Source organism: Pedobacter gandavensis, from assembly GCF_032677645.1.
Classification (GTDB): domain Bacteria; phylum Bacteroidota; class Bacteroidia; order Sphingobacteriales; family Sphingobacteriaceae; genus Pedobacter; species Pedobacter gandavensis_A.
Genome location: NZ_JAVTSB010000011.1, coordinates 134,247 through 159,374, shown reverse-complemented (window position 1 = coordinate 159,374; position 25,128 = coordinate 134,247). Strand labels below are relative to the sequence as shown.

The window sequence follows — 25,128 nt, the reverse complement described above, 5'->3', positions numbered from 1 at the left end:
CTCCCTATTCTTGTGTTAAACAAATAAACCACCATGAAACTACTCATATTTTTCTGCTTATCAATAAGCTGTTTTCTAAATGTAACAGCACAAGAACGTACTACTGAGAAACCATCAAAGGGCAGCACCCTGCAACCGGCAGCTGGAAGCAAAGAAAAACCTGAAAAAGGCAGTGCTTTCGACAAAACCCTAAATGAAGTGGCTATTACGGCTGATAAATCGGGGGTTAGTTTGAAATTAGACAAGAAAATATTTGTGGTAGGTAAAGACCTTTTATCGCAAAACGGTTCTGCGAACGACCTGCTTGGCAACCTCCCTGCGGTAGCGGTTAGTGCTACAGGGCAGGTGAGTTTAAGAGGAAATGCCAACGTACTGATCCTCATCAACGGAAGAAAAACGGGGCTAACGCAAAGTAATGCGCTGGATCAGATTCCTGCCGGGCAAATTGACCGGGTAGAGATCATCACCAACCCTTCTGCGCGTTACGACGCTGCCGGCGCTGCTGGTATCATCAATATCATCCTCAAGAAAAACAACAAATCCGGATTTACAGGTCAGGTCAGACTGCTTGGCGGCCTTCCGAATGACACCCGCATAAACCCTAGTCTGAATTATAAATCAGATAAAATCAACTTCTTTTCTACGTTTGGGATTCGCAACACCGATTACGTTGGCCTATACCGTTCTGAACAATTTATTAGCCCTGGCGATCAACCAGCGACACGATACAATCAATTGAAAAATGAGAAAAGACATGACGATGGGAAGCTCCTTTATCTGGGTGCCGATTTTTTCCTGAATGATCAAAATACAATCACTGCTGCTTTTTTGAAAAACGCGACTAAAGACCATGACAAGACCACTTTAAACTATGATTACAGCAATAACCTTACAGATAGCGCTTTAATCCGCAATGGAGAATCCAGAGAAAAAAGATCTTACAACCAGTTAGAATTCAACTATACACGGACATTTACCCATCCAAAGAAAAAGTTCAGCATAGACTTACAATATGATTTCTGGAACAGCGAAAAATCCTGGGATCTGAATACCAGCAGAATCAGACCAAATCCAGAAAACTTGCCTGGCATCAGGACAAGTGCCGATGGAGGAAGCAAAGACTTCCGTTTACAGACGGATTTTGTACAGCCGCTTAAGGAGCACACCAGCCTGGAATTCGGATTAAAAGTAGAAAACAGGGTAGTGAGCAGTGATTATCTGGCGGAAAAGCAGGAAGGAAATGACTGGGTAACCCTTGATCAGATGGACAATAAATTAGATTACAAAGAACTCATCAGCAGCGGATATACCCAATTCAGCAGCAAATTGGGCAAGTTATCTTATTTATTAGGGTTACGTGCGGAGCTAACAAAAGTGCGTATCGAAGACCGGGAACGTAGCTACGATAGCGAAAAGGATTATGCGAGAATTTTCCCAACTGCTCATTTAGGTTATCAAATTAAAGAAGGAACAAGTTTGCAACTGAGCTATAGTAAACGGATCAACAGGCCTTCCCTAAGTCTCTTATATCCATTTAATGAAATCACTGATTTTAACGCGCAATACGTTGGAAATCCGAATCTGAATCCTGCTTATGCGGATATTTTTGAACTTGGTTTCTTACAGAACTGGCATAAAATCACCTTTAACCCCTCTATATACTATCAACATACGGCGCATCCGATTCAGGATTACACCTATCTGAAAGCGGGAAACACCTTTATTACGACGCCCGTTAACATCGATTATGAAAGTCGCCGGGGTCTGGAACTCTCCATCTTGTATCAGCCATTAAAAACCGTTCAACTGAATGCAGAGTTTAATGTGTATGCCTTTAAACAGCGTGGATTTTATCAGGAACAGGACTTTAATTTTTCCGGTGAGGCCTTAACCAGTCGCTTTAGTGCGCAGTTGAAGTTACCAATGAGTTTTGGTTTTCAGGGACGCTATAATTTTAGCAGCGCGGAAAGAAACGCACAAAGCCGTACTGCTTCCGTTCATGCTTTAGATCTTGCCATCAGTAAAAACCTGCTTAAAAACAAGGCGACCCTGGTTATCGATGGCACGAACATCCTGAATTCGCGTCAGTTTAAGACCCGGACTACCGGTAGTAATTATATGCTTAATCAGATTAACAACCCAAATGCCGACCGCTACCGCATTAGTTTTGTCTATAAATTCAACAACAAGGAGGGGCAAAATGTCCGTCAGGCAAAAACAGGAAACCGGAATTAAATCGCTTAACAAAAACGCTGGTTTCTACCAGAAATCAGCGTTTTTCTTGCTAGCACTTAACTGTTTTCTTCTTTTCACCAATTGCGCCTTTATCTTTTATTTTCAAAATATAGTCAACCGCATAGGGTACTTTGCAAGCAGTACCATTGGTATTTATAGTAATGACCCCCAACTTTTTAGCCACCTCAATTGCAGCAGCAGTTAAGGGCAGTACATAAGCACCTACCGCAATAATAAAGTTATTCATTTGATACCGGACACGATTGTCGGCCCTTGGAATCTCCCGAAGCACCCTTTCTAATAAGCCTTTTAAAGCCTCAATATCTAAGGTTTCATCTGGTTTTAATGCGACCAGATTACAGAGTGTTGCCCAACCTGATGCAGCAATATATTCTTCCTGATGATCAATCCATTCGAGGGCCAGTTCCCAGCCATATCGACTGCCGGCAGTTACCCAGGGCACTGTCCATTCGCTAATATTGGTTGATATAGCTTGGGTTACCCAGGTTTGCAGTTCCTCCTTCGTCATTTTCTGATCGTCGGCGATTAATCCGGCCAGGTACATCGCATCTGCATTTCCGGTGGCATACAGGTCTTTCGCCAGCTGGTAATCCATTTTAATCTTTTTCTGAATGGGCTTCATGTCCCCTACTCTGACACCAAAAAACGGTTCCCTGACCCCATGTTTCAATAGAATATTTTTGATCTGCTCGCTGCCTTTCGATTGCAGCTCGTCCATAATTTCTTGTACAGTCATAAAGAATAGGTTTATAATCGGTTCTTCTTATTGCGATTCCGAACAGTTACGAATTTAAGCTTATTTAAGCTCAAAAGCACCTTGATTCTGGAGATATCGGTAGCACAACCAAGACAAAATCAGTATATTGCTATTGCATTAAAACAGAGAATCATGCTTGAATCCTTGCCAGTTTACCTTTCTGTGCTTTTTTGTCTGACAACAATTGCCACGGTAATTTTACTTCAGTGGACGATTCTTGGCGCTGATTCCAGATTCACCAAAAAAAAAGCAGGCACGGCGGCCCTCATTTTAACCTTATGGATGATCCTACAAGGTATTTTAGCCTTTAAGAATACCTATAATACGGACACAAATTCACTTCCACCAAAAATCATTCTTTTTGGCATCTTACCTATGGTCATTGCCATTGTTTCGTTGTTTGTGAGTGTAAAGGGCAGGGTATTTATAGACGGATTGCCTTTAGAAAATCTGACTTATCTAAACCTGATCAGGATACCTGTTGAAATCGGGCTTTACCTGTTGTACCTGAACAAAGCTGTTCCTGAAATCATGACTTTTGAAGGGAGGAATTTCGATATCCTCGCAGGCATTACCGCGCCATTTGTAGCCTTCTATGGGATTAAAAAGGGAAAGTTAAGTCCTAAGTTGATCCTGGCATGGAATGTCATTTGCCTGGCTTTGTTGATCAACATTGTATTTATTGCCCTTTTATCTTCCCCATCTCCTTTTCAGAAGTTCGCATTTGATCAACCCAATATCGCGCTACCTACTTTCCCTTTTGTATGGCTGCCAACCCTAATTGTACCGATTGTGTTGTTTGGCCACCTGGTTTCCATCAGGCAGTTGCTCCGTAAAATATGATCAGGAAGAGCTGGCTAACTATTATCATAGATCAGGATTCTTTAACTGCAAGAGACAATATATGTACCGCTTCTTCCAGTTCTTCTGTACTCAGGTTTCCAAAACCAAGGCGCATTGCGGTGAAGTTATCTGTCTGATATAACAGTTCCTGAGGCAGATGCAGGTTTCTTTTCAGGCAGTTTTTACTGATTCTCATCAGGTTGAGTTGCGGGTTCCATTTGGTCCACACCGACAATCCGCCAGGTGGCGAAGCAAAGCTCAACTCTTCTCCAAGCTCATTTTGCAGGAGTTCCGTAAATACATCCCTTCTTTCCTGGTAAATTTTCACTGCCTTTTTAAGGTGTCGCTGAATCTCCTTCTCTTCCAACAGTTCTGCGAGGGCTTGTTCCATCAACATATCACCCTGCCGGTCTACCAGTCTACGGAATTTCGCCATTTCCCGGATCAGGTTTTCCGGAGCAATCAAATAACCAGAGCGGAAGCCTGGTGCCAGAGACTTACAAAAAGAACCTATATATACGACCATCCCGTTCGTATCCGCGCTTGCCAATGGCAATACTGAATTTCCGTTGTAGTGAAAATCGTAGTCATAATCATCCTCCAGAATGATAAAACCATGTAATTGCGCCAATTGCAACAGCTCTACCCTTCTTTCTGCACTGAGGGTAACGGTGGTTGGGTAATGGTGGTGAGGCGTTAAATACAACATCCTGATTTTTTTGGTTTTGCAAAGTTCCCGGATTGCCGCTACGGAAATCCCATCTTTATCTACGGGCACAGCAATAATCTTTCCTCCGGATTGCTGAAAACACATATTGGCCAGATAATAGCTCAGATCGCCAACGATGACCAGATCTCCGGGCTCAATTAACATACTGGAAGCCATGTAAATGCTCATGTGAATCCCTCTGGTGGTCAGGATATTGTTTTTATTAATATGTAAACCTCTGGTATTGTTGAGGTATTGCGCTAAAGTTTCTCTGAAATATTCATTTCCTTCTACATGGGAATAGCCGAAATGCTTGTAATTGGTTTTACTCTTTAGAATACCACCGTAGACTTTCGACAATCTTTCGAGCGGCAAAAGCCTGATATCGGGCAAACCATCATTGAATTCCAGTTTGGCGGAGGTAGTTACAGGAAGTACATCCAGTAAGATGCTTTGCTTAAAGCGGTAGCCGGTTTCAGCCGGATAGCTAGTCAGGAATTTTTCATCGTAAGGTTGCAATGCCGTATTTTCCTGTGGACCCTTATTTCTGACGAAAGTTCCTTTATTTGGCCTGATTTCCGTCCATCCCTGGGCGTCCAGCTCATCATAAGCGGCAATAATGGTTTTTCTGTGGACTTCCAGATCTATGGCCAGACTTCGGGTTCCCGGCAATTGAACGCCAGGCAAAAGTACCCCCCGCTGGATGGCATTGATCATTTGATGGGCGATTTGAAGGTATACCGGACGGTCTAATAACCGATCGATACGGATCACGCTTTGAAATGGAATTTGAACCGGACTACTCATAAACTTAAAACTGGTACCTATTAACTCCCCGGCAAGGTAATACTTTTGATCCAAACAAATGAAATCAATGGAATTAGAAGAACTATTACAACATATAGTGAACGATGACGAGGTACATGCCCGCTTTCTCAATACGCTCTCTTTACAGGAAAATATAGGGGCTAGAAAGATCTCTGCGAATGAACAGCCGGAAACATCCACCTATATGGTATTAAAACATGCGGCCGAAGAACACCGTCATGCCTTCTATCTGAAAAAACAAATCAGCCGGTTAAATGCAGCGGCCTGCCCTACTTATGAGCCGGACTACCTCTTGGCCCCATACAGTACTAAATACTACCTGAACAAACTGGATCTGCTAACCAGCCGCTATTTGAAAAACACGTTACAATTACAGGGTTCTGCGCTGAAATTTGCCGCCTACCTATTGGTTACTTATGCTATTGAGGTACGTGCAGACGTGATTTATCCCATTTATCAGGATGTTTTAAATAGAAACAACAGCAAAGTTAGTGTCAGGTCTATCATTTTAGAAGAGCAGGGTCATCTGGAAGAAATGATTGTTCAACTGAAAACTTTCTCACCTTCCTGGGAAGATCATGCGCAGCAGATTATTGCCATAGAGCGCGAATTATACCACAGCTGGATGGATGATCTGTCGAAAACCATATCCGCTTAATCCAGCCATTCTTCATTTTTAACGACAACCAACAAAAAAGATATCAAATGAGTAATACTACAATACGTAATGACTGGTCTATCCAGGAAATAGAAAACATTTATCACCAGCCTTTATTGGAACTTGTTTATCAGGCAGCAACGGTACACCGCGAATGCCATAAGGCTAGCGAGGTTCAGGTTTGCACCTTACTTTCTGTGAAAACGGGCGGCTGTCCGGAAGATTGTTCCTACTGCGGTCAGGCCGCAAGATACCATACCGGCATCACGGTAAAGGCATTGATGGACAAAGATGATGTGGTTGCCATCGCTCAAAGGGCGAAAGACGCCGGTTCTTCCCGTTTTTGTATGGCCGCAGCATGGCGTGAAGTGCGCGACAACCGCGATTTCGACAAAATCATTGAGATGGTAAAAGGGGTCAATGAAATCGGTCTGGAGGTTTGCTGTACTTTAGGAATGATCAATGAGGCGCAGGCAGAAAGGTTGCAGGAAGCAGGTTTGTATGCTTATAACCACAACCTGGATTCTTCAAAAGAATATTATCAGGAAATTATCAGTACCAGAACATATGATGATCGTTTAGCGACTTTGAACAATGTTCGAAAAGCAGGGATCTCCGTATGTTCAGGTGGGATTATCGGACTTGGGGAAACTCATGAAGACAGGATCCGTATGCTTCATACCTTATCAAATTTAGAGCAGCATCCGGAATCAGTACCGGTGAACGCCCTGGCCAGGGTAAAAGGCACGCCTTTAGCAGATTTACCGAAAGTGGATAGCTGGGAAATGGTGAGAATGATCGCTACCGCCAGAATCCTGATGCCTAAAGCTATGGTCAGATTGAGCGCGGGAAGAGCAGAAATGACTACCGAAGAGCAAAGCTGGTGTTTCATGGCTGGTGCAAATTCTATTTTCACCAGCGAAAGCGAGGAAATGTTGGTGACACCTAATCCAAAACTGGATGATGATCGTAAAATGTTCGAATTACTGGGCTTAAAGCCGATGCAAAAAGATAGAGCGGCTGCTTGTTCAGCAGTCAAAGTATAACCTCATGAGGGGAGGAAAATGCCGGATTTCTGGTATTAAAGTAGAGGAGGCTTTGCCTCTTCTGCTTTTTTTATACCTTGTGCTATGGAAACGCTCCCAATTCTTCTTTTGACAATCATTGTGTTCGTCAAGTCGTAGGTATCCCTTTTTCGGATAAAAATTTTTGTTTTATTGTTATTCAGGAAGGTGCCGGAAAGGTATTTTGGCCGTTATGCCCTGAAAAATGACTTGATGAACTTAGCTTTTGGTATAGTTTTTTATTATGCCTTGTCTGATGTGTTTTGTTTTTATCCCTTTTATTGAACTTACCTGAGCTATCAATGTGAGCTATTTTATCAGTATCAGGCGTTTTATCAGTCCTCGTATTGTACTTAGCCCTTTCCTCCTGAGTTTCTTCGTAAGAATCTTCTGTTTCAATTGATTTTACATTTAAAGAACCGGCATGTACGCTGTCGGAAATCTCCCTTGCATCTTCATCAATAAAAGAAATATAGGCCTCCATACGGCTTTCTGCAAGGTTGTTATCGATAGCAACGACTTCATTACCTACATGTCTTCTGGATCCGCTAAGCACATAGGTAGACACGCCGGCATCAGGAAAATGGATCAACAACATCGCGCGGTCGTTCCTGTTTCTCCAGGGTAGGTCTGCCGGAACTTCCCATTTGAATTCAATTCCGTTTTCATGCTTAGAAATCGTGGTTGTATCTGCTTTTAACAGGCTTCCCATGCTAACCAGGGCTTTAGTATAATCCATACTGATATTTGGATATTCTCCCTGTATGGCGAACTTTTTATTATAAGAAACGGCTTCATTGTAAAAATTTCTATCCGTTCCTTCCGTAATTAGCCTGAAACCAGACCGGATAAAGTTCATATTTGGCCTTAGAAAGGCATTTACGACAGTCATCTTCTCACAATTGGCTTTTCTTGGGAGGGTTAGCGCTTTACCACTATGTCCAACTGTTCTGATAATTGACTTCCCGTTTAACATATAACCGACCAGGTTGCCAACGCGACCATTAAAACCTCCAAATAATCCATTACTTAAACTGCCCATGACTGCTTTTTAATTGATTTACAATAGTTTGCATTGGTAATGTACGGAATCCTTTCGGTATAAGTTCGTATTGCTGATTAATTAAATTAATGGTTATTAGGATATCTATTAGTCCTTCAAAGGACTAATAGACCTAATAAGGACCTATCAACCACCTATTTGATATTAATCAAAGTCTTATTAAATAAGTAAGCAGCATGGACTGATCCCGAGTGCAGTCCGAAGGTAGAGCCCTCTTTTGTTACCGTATTGTTTTTAGCGCTAAAATGCCTGGTTTTTCTCTGAGACTTTAAAGATTTCACACGTTTTACGTGATTTTACAGGCCGCTGGACTGGGGATGGTTTATTTCCCTGCTGTTCCGGAATAATTTATTCGGTTTTTTATCTAAAACCAAAACACTGATCATCAAATAGATAATACACGAAACAGGTGTTAAAACGAGAGTCAGCAGGGTTTTTTATGATTATTTTGCAGTTACATTATTGTTTTTTAATAAATTTTTCTATCTTTGCAATCCCGAAACAAGGGAACATAATTGATTCCGTAGCTCAGCTGGTAGAGCATTACACTTTTAATGTAGTGGTCCTGGGTTCGAATCCCAGCGGGATCACAAGATTCAAAATCAAAACGTACAAAAGGCTGTTAATCGCATGATTAACGGCCTTTTTACTTTTACGGGGGTACCAAAACTTGCACCAATTCTCATAAAAAAAGTGAGCGATTAGGTGAGTCATTTGGAAAATTCACCCTACTCACCGAATAGCACATATTCAACTACTGAACAGGTAGTTACAAACTGAACATCTTGTAATCGTTAAACTGCAAAGCTATTTTTGTTTCACCCTTAATCATTAAATGATGAAAACGAACTTCAGCCTGCTTTTTTATCTGAAAAAGCAAAAGAACTACATCAGCGGCAACACCCCTATCTACATGAGAATTACGGTTGATGGTAAACGTACAGAAATCGCGACCAGCAGGGATTGTAACCCAAGCCGTTGGAGTAAGCGATCCAGCCGACTAATCGGAACTAAAGAAGATGTTAAAATGCTTAATTCCTATCTGGATCAACTGCAAAGCTCCATTTACCAGGCACATCAGGAGTTGGTGAGTTTTGGTATCGAGATAAGTTCTGAAGCCATTAAATGCCGGTATCTGGGTAAAATGAATGGTTCACACACTTTACTAGAGGCTGTTAAAGATCATAATGAAAAGATGCAGTCTTTGGTGGGTAAAGGTTACGTACAAGGTACATTGAACCGCTATAAGGTCTTAGAAAAACACTTATCAGCTTTTATGCTTTCAAAATACGAGCTGACGGATATGGATATTAAAAGAGTAGATCAAGCTTTCCTGAATGACTTTGACTATTATTTAAGGTCGGATAAAGACTGTGAGAATAACTATGTGGTTAAAAACGTCAAGAACTTGGGAAAGATCCTGCGCATTGGTTTGGAAAACGGCTGGGTGGAAAAAGATCATTTTCTAGGTTACAAAGGCAAAACTAAGAATGTTGACCGTTATTACCTTAATCAAGAGGAACTGGAACAGATCGCCGGAAAAGAGTTTCTATCTGAAAGATTAAGGCAGGTGCGTGACGTCTTTGTCTTTTGCTGTTTTACCGGACTGGCTTACGTGGATGTGTTTAAACTGAAACAAGAGCACATCCAAAAAGGAAATGACGGAGAGCGATGGATTTTCACCAACAGGCAAAAGACAAAAACCAGATCTGCAATTCCCCTACTGCCTACAGCAGTTAAAATTATGGATCGTTATGCAACAAACAAGGTTTGCGTAAATAAAGGGAATCTACTTCCTGTTCCCAGCAACCAAAAACTAAACGAGTACCTGAAAGAAATAGCGGATCTCTGCGGGATTGACAAAAAACTAACCTCCCACATTGCCCGTCATACTTTTGCAACCACGGTAACACTTTTAAATGGGGTGCCAATTGAAAGCGTATCGAAGATGCTTGGGCATACCAATATCAGAACGACACAACACTATGCTAAAATATTAGATATTAAGGTCGGTGCAGATATGGCTTTATTAAAGGAAAAGTACCATTAAGCACTAATTAAATTTGCTGATCCTCTTAGACGGTCTTCCTGTCTTTTTTAGTTTTTTTGAGGGACTTTTATAAACCCCAAGTTGCGCAGGGGTTTTCTCTCCTTTATTTATTCTAGCCTTTTGGGGCTAGAATAAATAAAGGCAAGGGAGTTTTTGGGTACCCAAAAACACAACTTGCCGATTACAAAGCAAATAGATTTTGTAAGCGGAAAATGAGCTTTGGAAGCGAATTTTTGTATGTCGTCTGGGTAAAACTAAGCAACTAGTCTACTTAGTCAGCCTATCATTTAGTTACATAATCGACATTACACTTAGGTAGCTAAACACTGAGTTACTTTGCTATTTATCCAGCTTATTACTTATGCACTAGGCGACATAACGCTAGGTTGACATTAAATAAATTACAAACTAACCTCTTTAGGTAAAAAGTCTTTTGGAGAAATCCCAAAATGATCAGCCAGTTTAGCAATATGCACAAGGTTATACTTTGCTCTGTTTTTTGCACTTTCTACATTGGTCACAAATGTGCGCTTCACATTTAAAATAGTCGCGATATCTTCTTGTTTAAGCTGCTTTTCTTTCCTTAGCTTGATTACGTAATCAATCACATATTGTTCTATCGGGGATATGTTTATAGGCTCATTCATAGTATTGTAAAGGGATAGAAAAATAATAAAATAAAAGACATACATGTATGACATTTTTATTCTATATTTACTATACAATCAATTTATCAAAATATGAGATAAACTACAATAGTTCAATTATTTAACCCAACGAGCCTCGCGACCGAAAAACTGGTAATTTATCGTGCGAGTGTAAGTATGGCGCCAAATCCCTACATTCGTAGTCCTGTGCCGCTTAGGTGGGGCTGGCGCTTGCTTATATTTTTGTACGATAACCATTTTGAAAGAAATGGTAAAGCTGATGTTTCAATTTATTTTGAAGTTAAGGCGGGCTTACCAGTGCCTCGGTTGCAAATGTAGAATGCAGGTGTCCAGCCCCCTCTAGGGGGATCTAGCTTCTACTAGGCTCATTAATTTCAAAATTATGAGTAACAGAAACAAACTCCGGTACAATCAGCTTACAGATAAGCAGATCCTAAACCCACACGTATTCATTTCAGATTTTTGCAGATATGAAATAGACATTGAAGCATTTCGCGCTGAAATTCTACTGCTGATCAAATCAGCATGCACCAACAAACAGTATGGAAAGAGTGAAGAGTACTTTTACAACTACAGGTGCTTATTGAAATTACTGGAAGCAGGTCACATCTTCTTTTGCAGGGACATAAAGTTCTCTTTGCATTGTGATCCATGCACACTTACTCCATGCGAAATAGACCTTAACAGGTACTATAGCACCCTTATTACCACCCACTTTAAAACCCTTTCGGATAAGGAAATCAAGAATACCCAGTGCTTTTTTAAAGAATTTTTCAGCTTCATGAGCTTAAATGAATGGCGGTTAATATTTAGCCGGATAGTGGAATATGCCTACAGGCAGCCCACTATTGATGAGGTTTTAGAAGACGGAAGTGCAATGGTGGTTGTCAAAGAGTACATTGAAAAACTAATTGAGGTCATCTATCTGATTGACAGCAGCCAGACCGTATTCTGCATCAATAACACCACTACAACAGTAAACTAAGACCATAAATGATAACCGAACTTAATACATGACGTCATGAAAAAGCAAACTAGAAAATACAAGATCGATGAGTATCTATTCAATCTCAATGTATGGCAATACCGTAAAGCGATGCAGATTCTGCCAGACTTGTTAAGCATTTCACTAAATACCTTCCATAATTACAGGAGGATACCCATCGAAAGCTCACAGGATATTCCTTATGAAAAAGTGATCCTCATGGAAAAGCTATTTGACTTTAAGCAGGGTACACTAGCCTACCAGCATCCGGAAATTGAAAGTTTAAAAAGTATGCTGATTGATGATTGAACCACTCCGTTTTCTTCAAGCCCACGGTCTTTTCAGTAAACACCCACGCAAAAACTGCGTGGTGGTCTTGGGCTAAGGTGTTTTTGCAAGCCGCAAATGCGCGGAGGAAACTCTTTTGCAAAAACACCTTTCTTTATTTCCCTTTCTTAAATAAGGCATCCAGAAAGGTAGGATTCAAACCAGAACCCCATATTCACTATTTTGTAGCCTTCAATATACACTAAAGAATCCTCGGAGGATTCTTACAAGCCCGTTTGCAACGCATACACGTAAAGAATAGGGCTACTGCCCAATTCCTGCTTGCTTCCTTTCCCGAAAGAGAAAAGGAGTTGATCTGTATTGAGCTTACCTACCATTTAACAAAGTAATCTCACTGGTTGCATACGAGTTGGAATTCCATTCACCTGACACTGTCTAATACACTTGTCTAAATTTTTAATTCTTTCATCGTCATTGACCATTTAATATACAATATTCCTTAAAGCAGTATCCAATCACCTACAGAGAAATTTATTAAAATCACCATCCTGCTGAATCAAGCAAGAATCCAATAATTATATCATTACCTTTATAAAAAAGGTAAAAAAATAAAATCTTGCAATAATTCAATAATGGAACGGCTATATTTCGACAATAAAGATGGTAAAACAAACATGAATAAGGATGCCTTGAATGCTCTAAACGATATCATGTCGCAGTATTCCACTATTGCTTCGCACCATATAACAGATGAAAGTTCTAAGCAATTTTTAGGTGTTAGGAATAGTATTTGTCGTTTCTGTAAGAAGACCACACCGGATGTGAGCTTTAAAAAAGACGCTCATGCACTACCTCACTGTATAGGCAATAATGCTCTTTTTACATATAACGAATGTGATCTTTGCAATTACAAATTCGGTAGGCTTCTTGAAAATGAATTTGCAAAATTTATGCATTTAAATCACACTATAAGCGGAGTAAGAGGTAAAAATGGGTATCCAAAATATAAAATGGACGATGCATTGATTAAAACCACTGGTTCAAATATTGACTGGAGCGACGTTCCAATTGAAAACATTAATCATAACAAGGATGCAGGACTAATCAAAATTAAACAGAAAATACCTGCATTCATTCCAATAGCTATGTACAAATGCTTCGTTAAAATGGCCTTAACTTTAATGCCAGATAACGAATTAGTTCAGTTTGAAAACACACTTGACTGGATAAATGAAGAAAACCATCAAAACACCAAATACCCTTTCGAGAACCTACTTCTATTTCATGGCAACGTAGCAACTACCGAGAGATTTCATGGGATTTCGGCTATCTTGGTTAAGCGAATGGATAACACGGACCGTACTAAACCTTATATTATGTTTAGGCTCACATACGCCACCTTTATGTTCCAAGTACCAATTCCTTTATCAAAAATGGATACAACAAAAAAAGTTACAGAGTTCCCTTATATTCCAAATTTACCAGATCTTAAATTTGGTTTTAACAAAATGGAAATAGGTTTAATGAATTTACATTATACTGAATCATTAAGGGGTACGGAGATGACAGTAACTATCAAAGATTTAGATGGCTCAGGCACTGTGAAGTATATAGATGCATAATTAGTGAATTTTCAATTTTATGGCTTGTTTCTGTTTTATAGCTAAGTCCTCTAAATTATTCTGATAATCCAATTCAGAATTAGTTTCAGTTAAAAAATATGTTATTAATTCTTTAACTGAAACTGTTCATTTTATGATCTCTAATTTGTCTTCCATTTCTTCATAAACAAGAATTTGACATGTTTTATCTTATCAAATGAGTTAAAAATAAACTTCAAATCAAAGGGCCTTAGATTTATCAGGATATTTTTATTTTAACATACGTTGCCAAAGATCAATTTCCTTATCCCTTGGAATTTCTACAGTACTAGTACCCTGTCTTTCATAATAGTTATCTCCAAATTTTACTGGCTCCCCATTAGTTTGTATTTTCAAGATCAATATGGATTTTCCATAGTATTCAAAGTAATCAATACTTCTCAATATCTGGTCTATATATTTCGATGGCGAAATTTTAGAATGTCTAATTTTATTTTCAATCAAAGTACGATAAGCCTCATGATTTTTATGCATTTTCACTTCTTCCTGCACTCCTGTAATTAAAAATTCTTTAAATGTAATTGATTTGTTTTTGTAATAAGCTTCATGAAAATCACTAGCCTTTTTGTCGTCCGCTACACCGATTATGACGTAGCCAATACTATCTTTTGCTATGTTTGCTATGGCAGTCAACGTTTTAAGGACTTTATCAAAACAATGATCATCAAACCTTCCTAAATCATCCATTTTATGAAGACCAATCTTAAAATCATAACTAGCATTCTCAGTCTTCGAACTTCCTAGTATGTTTTCCAGTTTCAAGACTCCGTTATTCAGAGCCGGATCATTTTCTTTACGTTTAACAAAGTCTTTCCTTATTAACCCTTTAACGACCTCAATTCCGTGTTCTCTTTGCTTTGCTACTTTATAGCCTTCAGCATTTGAAGTAATATACCGATCACCAATTCCTTCTAAACTTCTAACAAGGTTCTTATAATTGACAATTTTCATCTGCTCCTTTACCAATAAGTCATAAAACGCTAAAAAGAATACTTGAAAAGAGCGATTTAAATATGAAGACTCATTATGAAATAAGACACGATGAAATGAACTCCCAGTTGATTCAAAGGTTTTCCTAAATTCATCAAAAACAGACTGAAACATAGCTAATATATAAGTCTCACCAAGTTTTTTTATTGTTTCTTCAATTACTTTATTATCTCCGTAAAAACTATCAAGATTTTTTGACGTAGCTGCGGGACGAGGCTCAAGGATTAAAGCCCCTAATAAATGAGCGACGAGTTCCTCATCTCTTGACTCTCTAATATTTTCATTTGTGATTAAATTATGCTTCCTCCAAAATACGCCCCCCATATCTATACCATATCCTAGATCTCTACTGTTAATAGAAATCTTTTTCATGTTATTTAAAGTTAGTCTGTCACTATGTGAAACGTCACCTCTAATACTTTCTGATAGTTGACGAACCAATTTACCAAATGTATTTGTTGAGCCTGCCTGTCTTAATTCTTGACTAGACAAATGTTTGCCATTTGAATTTATTCTTTTAAAAATATCATCAATGGCAGATTCCTCCTTAAATATCGAGACTGAAAGAGGTAACTGATAACTAGATATATTTTTACATAATTCCCTACTTAGTTTTGGATGTTTTTGGACTAATTTCCCTTTATCCAATAAATACTTAGTTCCAGCAAAGGTCTCAAGATCAAAATATTTATTATTGAAAGTAAATTCACCCTCTATAAATGCGGTAACCGCATTTAACCTTTGCATACCGTCGATTATTTCTAGGATTGTTCTCCCTTTATAACTGATTTCAGCTACTAAAAAAAGGGGGACAGGATAATTCAATGAAATTGAATCAATGAATTTTTCTTTTTCTTCAATAGTCCAGACTAGTTTCCGTTGATATCTTCTATTTACTAGAAGTTGGTCTTTCTGGTAGTAGTCAAAAATTGTTTCTACAGTTTCAGGTCGTATAATTAGTTTCTTTGTAATATCGAGAGTCATAATTTAAATATTTTATGTTTTTCAATGTAAATTAATTAAATAGAAAAACCAAAAATTAAATTTATATTCCTTGACAACAAGTTAAATAACTCATATTTACTAACACTAAAACAAATCATTCGCTCTTTGTATAATTATTTGATTCGTTATTAACGATTAGATCTTACAATTTATTTTGGTTAAACAATACACTAAGACTTGTGTCTCGTCCTGAAAAAAACCTTACAGTTTTATATTTACGCCATCAGCGACTGCATCATTACTCAAATTATTTCTGCCAGATTTTAAACTAGAGAATTTTGAATTTAAGAGCGTTATTTAGGATTTGAGATTTTCCACATCGAACTTGAAGAACTGAATACCCCTCCCTCGGAATGGGATGGGATTAAAGTATTGTCTAAAGGCTTTTTCCCTCAGATTCGGATTCAGGATTTCCCTATTCTCGGGCATAAGGTGTTTTATCATATTAGACTCCAAAGATGGCTTAATATAGAGACAGATAAGGTGATTTACCAGGCAAGGTGGGGTTGATCTGCAAACGCTATTTTCCGGAGGCGGCCAGAGTGACTGATCGGTTTCACGTGCGGAAACTAACCATTAAGGCACTACAGGAAATGCGGATCAAATACAGGTGGTAAGCTATGGATGCAGAAAATAAAGCTATAGAATAATCGGCTTCGGTTAAAACGGTCCATTTATCCATTTTGCATCAGTCTCAGTAGTTGGTTACACTTCCGTCAGACATCACCTTTACACCCGACTTTAAATTTCTTACTTATAAACTCTGGTACATTATCAACCCTGATACATTTTGGTTTTTTTCACTAAAACTAATTTACCTGGTTCACAATAACATCAGCAAGAAGTGGATAATGCCATTAAGTAATTTTGGGGGACTCCGCAAATACTTGCAATTTGGTTTCCTGATCGGATGGTGCTAGATTTGAATTAAAATGAGCAAGGCGGTAACACTAAAAAATCAACGCCATGACACAGTTTATTTTACATTCCCTTTAAAGAAAAGGTCATTATTCAATTCCCGATAGTATTGACGAATGTCCACGTTTAAAATAGTTGAATTGTGAATCCCAAAATGTATTGATGACAGGAATTCTCTAACGTGTTGAATTGGATTATTCTTTTCTATCTTAATCCAGTTATGATTACACTCCACTTGAAGGAAGTTAGGGTACTCTACATTAGAATCTTTACTAGTGTTTACTCCAGCTTCTTCATATACTTTTCTTTGTTCATCCTTCATTAATTCAAAACTGAAAGAGTAATCAAAGAGGCCATCTTCAATACTTAGTATTAAATTATGTCTGTTTCTATAATCTATATTTTCGTAAACATCATTAAAATCAATATCATCAATTTTAAAGTCTAGCTTTTGACAAATTAGAAAAGAGAAAAGTTGATCACTGTGATTCTTTAACGGTTCAAAATCCCCAATCTTGTTTCTTTTTACTATTGAGCCATTAGCAAATTCCTTTAATTTTTTATTATTCGCTAGCTTCCTCAAAGCTGTTTTAAATTCCTTTTTGCTTAACGTAGATTTAACTTCTCCAACACCAACGCTAGTTTCTACGGGTACAAATAGCTTATTGTTTTCTTTTAAAACAGGTGTTTTTTTATAATCATAAATTATAACATCACATTGGGTACTATGCTGATCTTTAATATTAATTAAAAACCCTTCAGCAACTTCCAAATCTTCATAAACTATATTCCTAAACAGCTTTCGAATTATCTCTTCTCTATATTTTCCATATTCACCTGGATGAAACAGATTTTTTTCCTCATTATAGAATAATTGCCTTGGCATAGTTCCATATTCTCCGATAAATCTATTTATGCTATCGTCCAAAATTTTAGTAAAAATAGTGCTTGGCATATATTTTTTTTTTAATAAAAATCAGATATTTAATGTTTCAATTTTTTGTTTTTAACTTTCAAGTTTCTATTACTCGTTAATAAAATACTAAGATAGGAAGCTTTAATAAAGTAACCAAATAGATAGAAGTAAAGTACATTGACAAAAAAGCAATGAGCAAATCAAGTGAGCAATTGAAAACCCTATTTGTTCAGCTTAAAAGACCCAGATTAAAGAAACCTATTGATTATTATCTATGTTCTACTGAAGAAGAGCTGAATAACCTCTCCAACATTATCATCTGGGATGGTGGCTTAAGCGGCTATACCAATATCTCTGAAGGTTTCATCGTTGCGATTAATAACAATCCTGTTTACAAGCATGAGTTTGTTCATGCGATCTTAGGCCAAAATGCAAACTGCTTCTTTTTGCAGGAAGGGATAGCGACAATTTATGGAGGAATGGATAAAGGGGTAAAAAGTTATGAAAAGGGAATTGAAGAATTAAAATCATGCTATGCTACAGGTCAATGTAATTTCGATAATTTATATGATAGAGAGGTAATACAACACTATGGCGAACAGGTTGACTTATACTTTTGCAGCAGCTTTCTGTAAACATCTGATTGACAACATGGTCTGGGTTATTTTTATAAGTTGTATTACAACCGGGAGATTACCACAAAAAACTTTTTGGAAAAAGTTAGCGAAGAGACTGGCAAATGCCAGGTAGAAATTAGAAGAGGAGTTGAAAAATTAATACTTCAAAACTAAGATTAAACCGAGTTAATAGTGAACAATCACAGGATTGAAAAAGTGATAAATATACCTAAATCTTTGTTTTTTATTGAACATTTTTAGAGAAAAACTCGTAAATTTATTTATAGCAATTGCAGCTAAAACGTACAAATAAAAGGTGAGCGATTAGGTGAGTACTAATTTCAAAACCTCCCAGATAATGAATAAACGCTGATTTTCACACTAGGTGTGAATCCCAGCGGGATCACCAGAAATAGCAACAAAACGTTTAAAAGCCTGCAAATCAATTGACTGCAGGCTTTTTGTTTTTACCCAAAACTACAATTTATTCAATAAATCACATATAAAAAGTGAGTGATTCGGTGAGTAAATTGAAATTCCCCTGACTCACCGAATAAATTTGTAACATTCTGAATTACAGAAAGTTCATTCATTAAACGACTTGACATCCATTAACTGCAAGGCTACATTTGTTTAACCTTAAATCAGTTGATTATGAAAACGAATTTCAGTATGCTCTTCTACATGAAAAAGCAAAAAAACTATGCTTGCGGTGATTCCCCTATCTATTTAAGGATTACTGTAAATGGAAATCGTTTGGAAATCACTACAGGACAAGAATGCAAACCGGAACACTGGAATCCCAAAACCGGAAGATTAACCGGAACTAAGGAAGATACAAAAAGGTTTAATGCCAATCTGGACAACTTACAGGCAATGGTTTATCGGGCACACAAAGATCTGGCTCAAGCTGACTTACCTATTACAGCAGAAAGTATCAGAAACAAATTTCAGGGCAAAGACACCACAACACATACCCTATTAGAGGCTGTGAAGAATCATAACAAAAAAATGAAAGCTTTGGTAGGTAAACAATATGCGATTGGAACTTTAAAAAGATTTGAGATACTGGAACGCCACCTTCAAGCCTTTATGCTCGAAAAACACAAGGTCACTGATGTAGAGATCAAAGAAATAAACCATGCTTTTATCAGCGACTTTGAATTTTACCTTAGAACAGAAAACAGCTGCGCGAATAATACCGCTATAAGATACCTTAAAAACTTCGGCAAGATCATCCGCATTTGTTTAAATCTGAAATGGATAGACAATGACCCGATGTTTGGTTATAAACTTAAATCTAACCCTGTAGAACGACCTTTTCTAACTGAGGATGAAATCCAACGAATTGCCAAGAAACAGTTTACTACCGCAAGGCTTTTACAGGTAAGGGATGTATTTCTGTTCTGCTGTTTTACCGGACTTGCTTACGCTGATGTTCAAAAACTAAAACTTTCAAATATTACCAAAGGGGTTGATGGAAACTACTGGATCTTCACCAACAGAAAGAAAACAAATATCCGTGCGGCCATTCCCCTACTGCCTTCTGCAATGACTATTTTAGACCGATATAGTGAAAATGACTATTGCCTTACTAAAGACAGAGCTATGCCGGTAGCGAGCAATCAGAAGATTAACGAGTATTTGAAAGAAATTGCAACTCTATGCGAAATTGACAAACCATTAAGTTCCCATATTGCTCGTCATACATTTGCAACTACGGTGACCCTTCTAAATGGCGTTCCCATTGAAAGTGTATCAAAAATGTTGGGACACACTAACATCAGAACAACGCAGATTTATGCGAAAGTACTGGATGGATATTAAGATAAGTGCGGATATGGCATTACTGAGAGAGAAATATCGCTAAATGTATAACATTAGCAAACAACCAATATCGCATAATAACGCAAAATACAAACTCTTCTAAAACACAATTCGGGATAGTTTGCTAGGTTTCTATTTTGCGTTATTATGCGAAATTACTTGTTTTTCGATACAAAACCTTGAAACGCTACTTTAACCGCCTAAAGGATAATGGCAAGCCTGGAAGAACGGGGGTCATTGCCCTTGAAAGAAAGCTTTTGGTATTAATCTATACCCTGTACAAAAATGATCAGGATTATATCATTGGTTATCGGACAGGAACGGAAATTGACAATACAGATTCAGGCGAAACCGATTAACCACCTACTTGGCAGAAAACAAAAATAGCCCGATTAAACGGGCTACAGTAGATGGTCTTTGCACTGCATGACAGGACATAACCTCTTATGTTCGTAAATATAGCAATTACGCTCTGTGGAGCATCGTTTTTTTGCTATAAGGCCTTTTATTGCCTATTTTGGTTCCGTGGTCTAGATCAAAAAAAGCACTAATAAATTTGCTTTTTATAATAGTATCTTGCAGGTTACGAAACAACAGTTGGTTGCATAATCAGATATGCAACCAACTATGTTCTCAGCTGTATTTAGCTATCCACAACCTTAGCCAAGAGGGGTTAACTACAAAACCTTTCAAGCAGATATTTTGAATAAAACGGTGCAGTTACTATCATTAACAATGAAAAAAGAAAAAAAACGACACTTAAGACAACTGAAGCGGTATTACTATTAAATAATTTTGGTTTTTCAACAATAATGCGCTCCATTTTTCTTGACTTATAGTAATAGAAGTAATTAACAATTACAATAGCTATTAAAATACCAATCATTGGCCATTTAGAGATATTATAACAAAAAAGAAGAATGGATACTATATTTAGAAAACCATTAATTATGAAACTCTCCATTAAACTTAAACAAAAAACAACAGTAGAATGAGGTTGATCATCTGGAAGAATCTTCGTATAAAATAGATAGTAGTAATAATAAAGAATACTCATTAGGGTTTTATATTATTAATTATTTCTTGTAATTTCTCATTATAATGTGGGGATTCGTCTCGTTCAACACCTAAAAAGTCTTGAAGTAAAGGTCTCACATTTTTTCTGTATCCGGGATCACTCGCAATTTCTCGACCAATCTCCCATCCGATACCCCAACCAGCACCTGCTGTTCCTCCAAAAGTAGAAAAAGCATTACTTGCATGTTCCATAATAAACATCCCATCACTAACCTTCCCGTTAGAATAATCAGCATTAATATTGTAGAAATTATAAGCCCCAATTCCTCTTCCCAACCACTTAAAACCCTTCCCTACATTTTTTGATAAACCTTTTGCCTTAGTTATCATTTCGGAACTTTGATATTGGTTACCAATATATCTTTGAGAATAATTTCTCATTTGACTCAAATTATACCACGTCTTATTATTATGCATCATTTCTTGTGCACCTGCTCCAGTTGCACCAACTAATCCTAAAATTAAACCGGTATTACTCTTCGATTTGCCTTGAATAGTTGCTCCCTCCAAAGCAATCACATCATTATTTGGATCGAATGGCCTAACACCTGGTGCTGGTGGTACAATTTGGTTTGGTTTAACCGTATCCAAACCAAAAGGATCAATATACATCATAGGATTATTCAAGACATAATGATAGGGATTAATATTAAAGTGGTATTCAGCAAGCCTATCCACCACATTCCACCTGCCAATCACCGGATCATAGAACCTCGCCCCGTAATCGTACTGATTATTACAAAATTTTTGGCTTATTTCTATTATAACTAATTAGACAACCAATCATACTTCTCTTTGCTAAGAAGCTCATAATTAACACTATTAACAATTAGATAATACGACCCAGGTTCCTTTAATACTAAATCACCAACCTTTATTGACTCATACAAGTCCTTTGTAACCATCATAGTCAATTGATTTTCATTATTAAAAGAATAGAAAGGAGGAAATAATTTATCACCTAGTGTAGTTAACTTTGGACTAAAGCTAACCACATTAATTTCAATTTGGAATTTGTCCGAATCACATTTTTCGCATTTTTTCTTTTTATAGACAATTCCATTGAAAGAAGACGCAACAAAAAGCTGTTTCTTTTGAGTAATTAATTTCTGAAAATCTTTTTTAACTCCTTTAGCGAAATGGTAATTATCGCATGAACAAAATAAAACTGTTATTAAAAATGCAAGCCCAATTAATCTCATAATTTTTAGTTTTTATTATTGTGAGAATTCGGTAGTATTATTTTCTTTGGTGCTGCTCCATCAAGTCCGGATGGAATAGTCTCCACCTTAGACTTTCCAGAAGATAAATCCAATCCCTTTTGAATATTCCCACCCTCGCCTTTTAAATTATTAAAGTTTTTATTGGGAATGGTATTGTCAGGTAAGGAAATCCCTGTAGCCTTCTCAATCGGATTTTCAATTGCATCAGTACAATTCATTGTTACAACATTATATTTTTCTTTGCCTGAATTTATATCGTCTGCTTGCTTTGAAACACTCTCAAAGATTTTTTGATCAGTTTTGGAGTCTGTCTTAAACGTTACTTGATCTGTATAAGGACTGTTATTTGTGTCACCTTTTGCCTGTGCAATAGCATCACCCATAGATTTTGCTCCAGTTAATGGTTGAACTATCATTTCCCCTTTAACTCCTACAGTAGCCATTTTCAATAAACTTGCATTCTCTGTCGCACCCATAGTAACGTAGTAATAATTTCCCTTCCCATCTTGAATTATGCCTCCCATATGACCGTTTCCACCAGCACCATCTTTGGCAACTAGAATTGTAAAATCCTGACCTTTCATCCCGTCTGGATCAATAAACCTAATCGGATTATTGAAAGCATAAGTATAAGGAGAATGCCTTCGCATTTGCTCAGCAAGTGGATCTATGACGTTCCAGCGGCCTATTACCGGGTCATAGAACCTCGCGCCGTAATCGTACTGCTGCTCTAATTTTTTAGGTTTTTTGTTTCTATTCTTTTACTTTAGATTTATTGAGTACCTCATCACCATAGGACTCATTTCTAAGATTAAGGTTCTTTAACATTGCTTGAATGTAAGCAATTCTTTCTACTTCACTAAAACTATCTAAATTTCTCTTGAAACAATTGACAACCTGGACAAGCAAACCCTCCAAATCATAATCGGTTATAATCTGAATCCCATCTTTTTTTGTATAGATGAAATAGTACAAGGGAAAATGAGGCCCCATCATCTTAAAAGAATATACACCTTCAACAAATTGATAATTTTTGGCTTTATCTTTTCCTAAGACGTGATAGATCGAAATCCCGGCCTTTAAACTATCCTTTCTTTCATGCCACAGAAAATTATACAATTTAGTTCGAACACTATCACCAACATGAACCATCTCAAATGGATTTATTTTTTTCTTGACGGTTTTCTTTTTATTTTGGGCGACTACACTTCCACCTGACACAACCAGAATAACAAATATTATATAAATCCTGTTCATCGTTAATTTTTCTTTTTTTGTTCGTCTATTATTTTTTGTTGAGCCTGATTCGGTTTATCTTCTTTGCTTGGCCTACCGCTTTTACTATTTGGATTCCCTACCTCATAGTGTAAATCTTTATTTATTTCACTCTTGTCCGAACCATGAACATTTTCATGCGTTGCTACAGCTCCAATGGCTTGCGTTGTCGACAGACCTTCCAACTTAGAGCCAGAACCAGTCTGGATCTCACTATTTATACTACCTTCATATATAGTAATTGTTGCTTCCTTAATACCAAAACTACCATCCTTGTTAACAACACGACCATAATTATCTGATGCAATATCATTGCCCTGAATAGTTTCACCAAAAGTAGTACTTGTCTTACCATTTGAAACTTCTTGTTTTAGAGTGGATGAAACAACAATATTGGTTTTAATATCATTATTCATAACTTTATCTAATGATGCTTTATTGCCCACAGCTAATAATGCATTTCCATAAGTTCTCACTGAGGAAGAAGCATTCGAACTCCAAACAGCTTTTCCATTTGGCCCAATATTATAACTAACTCTTTTTCCATCAGTTCCGACAATCCATTCAGGTTTCATCCCATCAGGATCCACAAATTTAATCGGATTATTAAAACCATAATTATATGGAGAATGTCTTCTCATTTGCTCAGCTTTAGGATCTACAACGTTCCAACGACCTATTACCGGGTCATAGAACCGTGCGCCGTAATCATATTGTCCATCTGTCTCGTCCTGAAAAAACCTTACAGGTGGTCTTATATGCCTATAGCTTTACATTTTTTTAGAAAAAACTAAAGCAAAGATGCAAGCACCAATGCTTCCTTTGATAAAAGGACAGTCAAGCGAATACTCACCAATCAACTATTGAACTTTGCTGCTAAAACATCAGGAATTTAGGAACTGAATCAGATGCTCTCTCCCATTTTACTGGAAGGATCCGAAAATTTAATTGGCAAGGAATACAATATATGGACCGTATGAGCGTCTTATATATGAGAGCGTTAATTTAGAATGAAGCGGGAATGGTCGGAGATCATTCCCGCTTTCCTATTTAATTGGGTTTTCATATTCTTCATTGAAAAATTCAACCAAACCTACTCCAAAGCAGTTCAGAATATTAATCAAAGTGCCAATGGTGATATTAGCACTCCCCGCCTCATACTTGCCATATTGGGAACGATTTAGATTATTTTCATAAGAAAACTTATCTGGACTGGTATAACCCTTGGATTTCCGTAGGTTCTTAAGTCTTAATCCTATTTTCTTTAGCTCGTTTTCACTTGTTAAAAGATCACTGTTTGCCATGAAATAAAGTAAAGCAAATACTCCACATCAACACACTCCATAAAAAGAGTATTTTTATTTGGAGTATAGATTTTATATAGTTATCTTAGGGTATTAAACAAATAAACATGTAAATAAACTATCATTAAAACATTTAGAGTCTTGCG

Annotated in this window: 23 protein-coding genes, 1 tRNA gene and 2 pseudogenes; 13 read left to right on the top strand and 13 right to left on the bottom strand. The window is 37.4% G+C overall.

Features of this window, described 5'->3' with window-relative positions:
* Positions 1–33 precede the first annotated feature (33 nt).
* Entirely contained in the window at positions 34–2,235 is a 2,202-nt protein-coding gene (locus R2Q66_RS18555) for a TonB-dependent receptor domain-containing protein (RefSeq protein WP_316751809.1), read from the top strand.
* Between the two features lie 49 nt (positions 2,236–2,284).
* Here the strand turns inward: R2Q66_RS18555 and R2Q66_RS18550 are convergent, their stop codons facing one another.
* The gene (locus R2Q66_RS18550) at positions 2,285–2,992 is read right to left on the bottom strand and encodes a DNA alkylation repair protein (RefSeq protein ID WP_316751807.1); all 708 of its coding nucleotides are present in this window, start codon (positions 2,990–2,992) and stop codon (positions 2,285–2,287) included.
* 153 nt (positions 2,993–3,145) lie between these two features.
* On the opposite strand from R2Q66_RS18550, the gene R2Q66_RS18545 reads away from it, so the two are divergent.
* Positions 3,146–3,856, top strand: a complete 711-nt coding sequence (locus tag R2Q66_RS18545) for a hypothetical protein (RefSeq protein ID WP_316751804.1) — start codon at positions 3,146–3,148, stop codon at positions 3,854–3,856.
* Between the two features lie 31 nt (positions 3,857–3,887).
* Here R2Q66_RS18545 and R2Q66_RS18540 read toward each other — a convergent pair whose 3' ends face one another.
* Positions 3,888–5,426: a PLP-dependent aminotransferase family protein gene (locus R2Q66_RS18540; protein WP_316751802.1), complete on the bottom strand. Its 1,539-nt coding sequence runs from the start codon at positions 5,424–5,426 to the stop codon at positions 3,888–3,890.
* Positions 5,427–5,439: 13 nt separating this feature from the next.
* Here R2Q66_RS18540 and R2Q66_RS18535 point away from each other — a divergent pair, with 13 nt between their 5' ends.
* Together R2Q66_RS18535 and bioB are read left to right on the top strand one after the other, a co-directional pair.
* Positions 5,440–6,051 carry a hypothetical protein gene (locus tag R2Q66_RS18535; protein ID WP_316751800.1) on the top strand — a complete coding sequence of 204 codons (612 nt, stop codon included), beginning with the start codon at positions 5,440–5,442 and terminating at the stop codon, positions 6,049–6,051.
* A 47-nt stretch (positions 6,052–6,098) separates the two neighbouring features.
* The gene (gene bioB, locus R2Q66_RS18530; protein WP_316751798.1) at positions 6,099–7,097 is read left to right on the top strand and encodes a biotin synthase BioB; all 999 of its coding nucleotides are present in this window, start codon (positions 6,099–6,101) and stop codon (positions 7,095–7,097) included.
* Positions 7,098–7,275: 178 nt separating this feature from the next.
* Here the strand turns inward: bioB and R2Q66_RS18525 are convergent, their stop codons facing one another.
* Positions 7,276–8,157: a DUF6266 family protein gene (locus tag R2Q66_RS18525; protein WP_316751796.1), complete on the bottom strand. Its 882-nt coding sequence runs from the start codon at positions 8,155–8,157 to the stop codon at positions 7,276–7,278.
* Positions 8,158–8,695: 538 nt separating this feature from the next.
* Here R2Q66_RS18525 and R2Q66_RS18520 point away from each other — a divergent pair.
* Both R2Q66_RS18520 and R2Q66_RS18515 read left to right on the top strand, forming a co-directional pair.
* Positions 8,696–8,768, top strand: a tRNA-Lys gene (locus R2Q66_RS18520).
* Between the two features lie 245 nt (positions 8,769–9,013).
* The gene (locus tag R2Q66_RS18515) at positions 9,014–10,228 is read left to right on the top strand and encodes a site-specific integrase (RefSeq protein ID WP_316751792.1); all 1,215 of its coding nucleotides are present in this window, start codon (positions 9,014–9,016) and stop codon (positions 10,226–10,228) included.
* Between the two features lie 401 nt (positions 10,229–10,629).
* On the opposite strand, the gene R2Q66_RS18510 is transcribed toward R2Q66_RS18515, so the two are convergent.
* Complete coding sequence (locus tag R2Q66_RS18510) at positions 10,630–10,875, bottom strand: helix-turn-helix transcriptional regulator (RefSeq protein WP_316751788.1); 246 nt, start codon at positions 10,873–10,875, stop codon at positions 10,630–10,632.
* A gap of 403 nt (positions 10,876–11,278) precedes the next feature.
* On the opposite strand from R2Q66_RS18510, the gene R2Q66_RS18505 reads away from it, so the two are divergent.
* The 3 genes from R2Q66_RS18505 (at position 11,279) to R2Q66_RS18495 (ending at position 13,791) form a co-directional block, all read left to right on the top strand.
* On the top strand, positions 11,279–11,881 hold the full coding sequence (locus R2Q66_RS18505) for a hypothetical protein (protein ID WP_316751786.1): 603 nt from the start codon (positions 11,279–11,281) through the stop codon (positions 11,879–11,881).
* 36 nt (positions 11,882–11,917) lie between these two features.
* Positions 11,918–12,190: a hypothetical protein gene (locus R2Q66_RS18500; RefSeq protein ID WP_316751784.1), complete on the top strand. Its 273-nt coding sequence runs from the start codon at positions 11,918–11,920 to the stop codon at positions 12,188–12,190.
* A gap of 653 nt (positions 12,191–12,843) precedes the next feature.
* Positions 12,844–13,791 (top strand): HNH endonuclease, encoded by a 948-nt coding sequence (locus R2Q66_RS18495; RefSeq protein ID WP_316751782.1) that lies wholly within the window; start codon positions 12,844–12,846, stop codon positions 13,789–13,791.
* Positions 13,792–14,040: 249 nt separating this feature from the next.
* On the opposite strand, the gene R2Q66_RS18490 is transcribed toward R2Q66_RS18495, so the two are convergent.
* The gene (locus R2Q66_RS18490) at positions 14,041–15,804 is read right to left on the bottom strand and encodes a DUF262 domain-containing protein (protein WP_316751780.1); all 1,764 of its coding nucleotides are present in this window, start codon (positions 15,802–15,804) and stop codon (positions 14,041–14,043) included.
* A gap of 521 nt (positions 15,805–16,325) precedes the next feature.
* Between R2Q66_RS18490 and R2Q66_RS18485 the strand changes: the two genes are divergently transcribed.
* Positions 16,326–16,442 carry a transposase gene (locus tag R2Q66_RS18485; protein ID WP_316751778.1) on the top strand — a complete coding sequence of 39 codons (117 nt, stop codon included), beginning with the start codon at positions 16,326–16,328 and terminating at the stop codon, positions 16,440–16,442.
* 359 nt (positions 16,443–16,801) lie between these two features.
* Here R2Q66_RS18485 and R2Q66_RS18480 read toward each other — a convergent pair whose 3' ends face one another.
* Positions 16,802–17,698, bottom strand: a complete 897-nt coding sequence (locus R2Q66_RS18480) for a DUF6602 domain-containing protein (protein WP_316751776.1) — start codon at positions 17,696–17,698, stop codon at positions 16,802–16,804.
* Positions 17,699–17,850: 152 nt separating this feature from the next.
* Here R2Q66_RS18480 and R2Q66_RS18475 point away from each other — a divergent pair, with 152 nt between their 5' ends.
* The 3 genes from R2Q66_RS18475 to R2Q66_RS18465 all read left to right on the top strand — a co-directional run bounded on the left by R2Q66_RS18475 (position 17,851) and on the right by R2Q66_RS18465 (position 20,462).
* Positions 17,851–18,294, top strand: coding sequence for a hypothetical protein (locus R2Q66_RS18475; RefSeq protein ID WP_316751774.1), 444 nt, complete (start codon positions 17,851–17,853; stop codon positions 18,292–18,294).
* Positions 18,295–18,930: 636 nt separating this feature from the next.
* A complete protein-coding gene (locus R2Q66_RS18470) occupies positions 18,931–20,103 on the top strand; it encodes a site-specific integrase (RefSeq protein WP_316751771.1) in 1,173 nt (390 codons plus the stop codon).
* Between the two features lie 179 nt (positions 20,104–20,282).
* On the top strand, positions 20,283–20,462 hold the full coding sequence (locus R2Q66_RS18465) for a hypothetical protein (RefSeq protein ID WP_316751768.1): 180 nt from the start codon (positions 20,283–20,285) through the stop codon (positions 20,460–20,462).
* Between the two features lie 697 nt (positions 20,463–21,159).
* On the opposite strand, the gene R2Q66_RS18460 is transcribed toward R2Q66_RS18465, so the two are convergent.
* From R2Q66_RS18460 to R2Q66_RS18430, 7 genes and pseudogenes are all read right to left on the bottom strand, one after another.
* On the bottom strand, positions 21,160–21,936 hold the full coding sequence (locus R2Q66_RS18460; protein ID WP_316752026.1) for an RHS repeat-associated core domain-containing protein: 777 nt from the start codon (positions 21,934–21,936) through the stop codon (positions 21,160–21,162).
* A gap of 11 nt (positions 21,937–21,947) precedes the next feature.
* The gene (locus tag R2Q66_RS18455) at positions 21,948–22,382 is read right to left on the bottom strand and encodes a hypothetical protein (RefSeq protein WP_316751766.1); all 435 of its coding nucleotides are present in this window, start codon (positions 22,380–22,382) and stop codon (positions 21,948–21,950) included.
* 5 nt (positions 22,383–22,387) lie between these two features.
* Positions 22,388–22,987 carry a hypothetical protein gene (locus R2Q66_RS18450; RefSeq protein WP_316751764.1) on the bottom strand — a complete coding sequence of 200 codons (600 nt, stop codon included), beginning with the start codon at positions 22,985–22,987 and terminating at the stop codon, positions 22,388–22,390.
* Positions 22,978–23,128: pseudogene (locus tag R2Q66_RS18445) on the bottom strand (RHS repeat-associated core domain-containing protein); the annotation flags it as partial. The gene R2Q66_RS18450 and the pseudogene R2Q66_RS18445, both read right to left, overlap by 10 nt.
* A 28-nt stretch (positions 23,129–23,156) precedes the next feature.
* Positions 23,157–23,660 carry a hypothetical protein gene (locus R2Q66_RS18440; protein ID WP_316751762.1) on the bottom strand — a complete coding sequence of 168 codons (504 nt, stop codon included), beginning with the start codon at positions 23,658–23,660 and terminating at the stop codon, positions 23,157–23,159.
* Positions 23,661–24,244: 584 nt separating this feature from the next.
* Positions 24,245–24,406: pseudogene (locus R2Q66_RS23925) on the bottom strand (RHS repeat-associated core domain-containing protein); the annotation flags it as partial.
* A 318-nt stretch (positions 24,407–24,724) separates the two neighbouring features.
* Positions 24,725–24,982: a helix-turn-helix transcriptional regulator gene (locus tag R2Q66_RS18430; RefSeq protein ID WP_316751759.1), complete on the bottom strand. Its 258-nt coding sequence runs from the start codon at positions 24,980–24,982 to the stop codon at positions 24,725–24,727.
* Positions 24,983–25,128: the final 146 nt, after the last annotated feature.